The organism is Bifidobacterium pongonis (assembly GCF_019331805.1).
GTDB lineage: Bacteria > Actinomycetota > Actinomycetes > Actinomycetales > Bifidobacteriaceae > Bifidobacterium > Bifidobacterium pongonis.
The window spans coordinates 1-3,127 of sequence record NZ_JAHBBE010000071.1 but is presented as its reverse complement, the minus strand read 5'-3'; the positions used below and the strand labels follow the sequence as shown (position 1 = coordinate 3,127).

2 protein-coding genes are annotated in these 3,127 nt (G+C 58.5%); both read right to left on the bottom strand.

The features are described 5' to 3' along the window. Nucleotides 1–823: 823 nt before the first annotated feature. The gene (rlmH, locus tag KIH75_RS09925) at nt 824–1,303 is read right to left on the bottom strand and encodes a 23S rRNA (pseudouridine(1915)-N(3))-methyltransferase RlmH (protein WP_219056539.1); all 480 of its coding nucleotides are present in this window, start codon (nt 1,301–1,303) and stop codon (nt 824–826) included. Between the two features lie 218 nt (nt 1,304–1,521). Further along, complete coding sequence (gene upp / locus KIH75_RS09920) at nt 1,522–2,163, bottom strand: uracil phosphoribosyltransferase (protein ID WP_219056538.1); 642 nt, start codon at nt 2,161–2,163, stop codon at nt 1,522–1,524. Between the last annotated feature and the right edge of the window lie 964 nt (nt 2,164–3,127).

Sequence of the window (3,127 nt, the reverse complement as noted above, 5' to 3'; positions counted from 1 at the left end):
TTGTCCGATTTCGGTCAGAGGTAGTGGGGGTGACAGTCTCGTACCGTTTTCGGACAGAAACGGGCTGATTTTGTCTGATTTTGGTAATGGGGAGAGGCAAGGTCAGGCGGTCTCGGGCAGGCTCGGGTAGCTTCGGACGGGCTCGTACCGGAATCAGACAGAAATGCCCCCAATTTTGTCCGATTTCGGTCAGAGGTAGTGGGGGTGACAGTCTCGTACCGTTTTCGGACAGAAACGGGCTGATTTTGTCTGATTTTGGTAATGGGGAGAGGCAAGGTCAGGCGGTCTCGGGCAGGCTCGGGCAGCTTCGGACAGCCTCGTACCGGAATCAGACAGGAATGCCCCAATTTTGTCCGATTCCGGTCAGAGGTAGTGGGGGTGACAGTCTCATACCGTTTTCGGACGGGAATGGGCTGATTTTGTCTGATTTTGGTAATGGGGAGGGGCAAGGTCAGACGGTCTCGGGCAAGCTCGGGTAGCTTCGGGATGTCTCGTACCGGAATCGGACAGATTTGGCCCGATTTTGTCCGATTCCGGTCATGTGGAGCAAGTCCCTTTCCCGTTTTCAGACAAAAATAAGCCGATCCTGTCTGATTCCGGTCAGGGGTAGCCTCGGTTAGCCTTGGGTGTGACGGTTTCGTATCGTTTTCGGACAGGAATGGGCTGATTTTGTTTGATTTCGGTGATGGGGTGGTCTGTTTGGTCTGCCGCTCAATCTTACGTCGGGTAGTTGTTCGGGCCGTCAGCCGCCAACTGCCTATTGGTTATCAGCTATCAGCCTGTCAGCCCACCAGCCAGCCCACCAGCCCCCCGAACCCGCGCCCTACTTGTGGTACGGCTCGTGCGCGTTGATCTTATACGCGCGATACACCTGCTCCAGCAGAATCACACGCATCAGCTGATGCGGGAACGTCATCTTCGAAAAACTAAGCTTATAATTCGCCTTGCGCAGAATGTCATCATCCATGCCGATCGACCCGCCGATCACAAACTGAATATGGCTCACGCCCTGAATCCCCAGCTGATCGATCTTGCGCGCAAACCCCTCGGACGTCACCTGCTGCCCGTCGATCGCCAGCGCAATCACATACGCGCCCGGCTTGATGTGCTTGGCAATGCGCTCGCCCTCCTTGGCCTTGATCTGCCGCTCCACGCCCTCCGAAGCGTGCTCGGGCGTCTTCTCGTCCGCCACCTCAAGAATGTTGAGCTTGCAGTAGCGGCTCAACCGCTTGGAATATTCGCTGATGGCGTCGCGAAGGTACTGCTCCTTCACCTTGCCCACGCAGATGATGTCGATTTGCATAATCGCCCTCCGTCCTTCCGACCGAAATCAGACACGAAACGTAAACGCTTGCGGCGCCGCGCCAAGCCCTGAAACGGCAAGCCGCCCAACAGTAAGCACCGCCAAACGGCAAGCCAAGAAACGGCAAGCAAACAGCAGACCACCAAACAGCGGAACCGCAGCAAAAAGGCCGCGCATCCGAAACCACGGAACGCGCGGCCCAAAGCCGAAACGGCGAATCAGTCGACGACGCCGTACAGACGGTCGCCGGCATCGCCCAAGCCCGGCACAATGTAGCACTTGTCGTTCAGGCACTTGTCGACGCCACACACCACAACCTTGAAGTTGATGGACGGATCGATGTTCTCCTCAACGAACTTAATGCCCTCGGGGGCGGCGATGATGTTGACCGCGGTGACATCCTTCGCGCCGCGCTCGGCGAGATAGTGCGTGGCCGCGACCAGGGTGCCGCCGGTGGCGAGCATCGGGTCGATCAGGAAGCACTGGCGGCCGGACAGGTCGTCGGGCAGGCGGTTCGCGTACGTGATCTGCTGGGTCGGGTGCTCTTCGTCGCGCTTCATGCCGAGGAAACCGACTTCGGCGGACGGGATCATCTTGGTCATGCCGTCGAGCATGCCGAGGCCGGCGCGCAGCACGGGGACGATGATCGGGCGGGGGTCGGCGATGTGCTTGCCGATCATGGGGGCGACAGGGGTTTCGATGGGCTTGTCGACGACATCGAGATTTCTGGTCGCCTCGTAGGCCTCAAGCATGACGAGCTCGGTGATGAGCTCGCGGAACGTGCTGGAGGGAGTGTTCTTGTCGCGGAGCACAGTCAGTTTGTGTTCGACGAGCGGGTGATTCAAAACATGCAATTCCATAGTTACCAAGACTACCGCCGTTCCGCGGTTTGCGCGAACGGCGCGGTGTGGGGTTGATTGGGGTTGGTTGGGGTTGGTGTGTGTGGGGGTTGGTTTGGTATGTGTGGGCGGCTGGGTTGGTGTGTGGGTGGCTGGGTTGGGTGAGGGTGGCTGAGGGCTCAGCCGGAATCGGACAGGAGTGGGGGCGATTTTGTCTGATTTCGGAGAGAGCTGGGGCGGATTTGTGGGTGAGCGAGTGGGGAAGATGAACCTCGTACCGGAATCGGACAAAATTGGGCGGATTTTGTCTGATTTCGGGAGAACGGAGGCTTGCTTCAGTGGGAGCGGGGTAAGTCCAGCCGGAATCGGACAAAAATGGGCTGATTTTGTCCGATTTTGGAGATGGGATGGCTGATGAATGGGGCGGGAAAAGTGCGGGTTGGTTCGGCCGGAATCGGACAGGAATGGGCCAAATTTGTCCGATTTTGGTGAGGGGAGGTTTCTTTCGGGAGGATGGGTGGCTTGCTTGGGGAAGCTGGGGCAGGTCTCGTACCGGAATCGGACAGAAACGGGCGGATTTTGTCTGATTTTGGTGATGGGGGAGCCGGATGTGACGGACGGTGAACGGGTTGCGGGGTTGGCTGATGAATGGGGCGGGAAAAGTGCGGGTTGGTTCGGCCGGAATCGGACAGAATTGGGCGGATTTTGTCTGATTTCGGTGGTGGGGGAGGCGGATGTGACGGACGGTGAACGTGTTGCGGGGTTGGCTGATGAATGGGGTGGGGAAAGTGCGGGTTGGTTCGGCCGGAATCGGACAAAAATGGGCGGATTTTGTCTGATTTTGGTGATGGGTTGGCCAGGGGTATGCGGTGGATTTGATCGCGGGGATACTGCGCGATGAGGGCGCTCGGTTTGCGGGGAGAACGAGTGTGGCTGATGCGGCTGGCGCGTTTGGCGGATTCGGCGGATCTGACGGATTCGGCGG